General features: G+C 48.6%; 2 protein-coding genes. Both read left to right on the top strand.

The annotated features are described in order from the left end of the window. The first annotated feature begins 26 nt into the window (after positions 1 to 26). On the top strand, positions 27 to 350 hold the full coding sequence (gene uspB / locus R8269_RS23805; protein WP_005394407.1) for a universal stress protein UspB: 324 nt from the start codon (positions 27 to 29) through the stop codon (positions 348 to 350). Between the two features lie 157 nt (positions 351 to 507). Next, positions 508 to 1700: NAD(P)/FAD-dependent oxidoreductase (locus R8269_RS23800; protein ID WP_318222726.1), on the top strand; the 1193-nt coding region annotated here is incomplete at its 3' end.

Here is a 1700-nt window from a genome sequence, read left to right as displayed (position 1 = left end):
ATTGTTGAAGATGTAGGGAGGAAAAGATGATCAGTGGAGACACAATCTTATTTGCGCTAATGGTAGTAACGGGGGTCAATATGATCCGTTATCTCACCGCTCTTCGTTCTCTTATTTACATCATGCGTGAAGCGCACCCATTGTTGTATCAACAAGTGGATGGCAATGGTTTCTTCACCACTCACGGTAACGTCACCAAACAGGTGCGTTTGTTCCACTACATTAAAAGCAAAGAGTATCACCATCACCATGATGAGATATTCACAGGTAAGTGTGAACGGGTGCGTGAGTTGTTTGTGCTATCAACCGCGTTGCTTGGTGTTACCCTACTGGCGGCCTTCATCTTGTAGGTCTTTCCAGCTAAGCCGTACTAGGCGACGCTTGGAATTTAAGCGCTTTTCCCTTTCGACATTTGTCGGTAGAATGGCGCTCTTAGAAAGCAAGGATGTGCAATAAGCACATCCTTTTTTATTGTTTTGGATTTTGGATAGAGCCTAAGAGCGACCGATGAGTAAGAAATTTGATGTTGTTGTAATTGGCGCGGGAGCCGCGGGTTTGATGTGTGCTGCAGAAGCAGGCAAGCGCGGACGCAGTGTGCTTGTGCTGGATCATGCCAAAAAGCCAGGACGTAAAATCCTTATCTCTGGTGGTGGCCGCTGCAACTTCACTAACTACGACGTATCAGCCAGCAACTACCTATGCCAAAACCCACACTTCGTGAAATCGGCGTTGTCGCAATACACCAACTGGGATTTCATCTCGATGGTCAGCAAATACGGCATCGAGTTTGAAGAGCGCGACCACGGCCAATTGTTTTGTGTCGATGCTTTTACCGCCAAAGACATCGTGAAGATGCTGCTGGCCGAGTGTGACATGCCAAACATTCAACAGCGTTACCAATGCGATGTGCACACCATTGAGAAAACCGAAGAAGGCTTTCGTCTGCACGCGGGTACTGAGCCCGTTGAGTGCGAATCTTTGGTGATTGCGACCGGTGGCCTTTCCATGCCAAAACTGGGCGCGACGCCATTTGGTTACAAAGTGGCTGAGCAGTTTGGTCTGCCAGTAATCCCTACCACGGCGGGACTTGTGCCATTTACGCTGCACAAAGAAGACAAAGAAGATTTCGCTGAACTGTCTGGCATTGCTGTGCCTGCGGAAATTACCGCCGAAGACGGCACCATGTTCAAAGAAGCGCTGTTGTTTACTCACCGCGGCTTATCGGGCCCTTCGGTTTTGCAAATTTCCTCTTTCTGGAAAGCGGGTCAGAAAGTTTCTATCAACTTAGTTCCTAACGAAGACATCGCTCTGCTGCTCGAGCGCAGCCTTGAGAAACATCCAAATCAATCGCTAAAGAACACCCTAGCAAAAGTGCTGCCAAAGCGTTTAGTGGAAGTGCTGATTGAGCGTAAAGAGCTGATGGATAAACCTCTCAAGCAGTTCAACCCGAAAGAGCTTGCTAGCGTGGTGGAGCGTTTAGAAAACTGGTCAATCGCACCTAATGGCACCGAAGGCTACCGCACGGCGGAAGTGACTTTGGGTGGTGTGGATACCGATCACCTGTCTTCTAAAACCATGGAATGTAAAAACATCAAAGGCTTGTACTTCATCGGCGAAGTGATGGACGTTACCGGTTGGTTAGGTGGCTATAACTTCCAATGGTGCTGGTCGAGTGGCTTTGTGGCAGGTCAGTGGGTGTA

The organism is Vibrio sp. Vb0667 (genome assembly GCF_033391095.1).
Note: the sequence above shows the minus strand (reverse complement) of the source record. Positions and strands in the feature narration are given on the sequence as shown.

Bases quoted from the DNA above. Each gene is read 5' to 3' on its own strand.
- uspB (WP_005394407.1), top strand. From the start codon at position 27: ATGATCAGTGGAGACACAATCTTATTTGCGCTAATGGTAGTAACGGGG.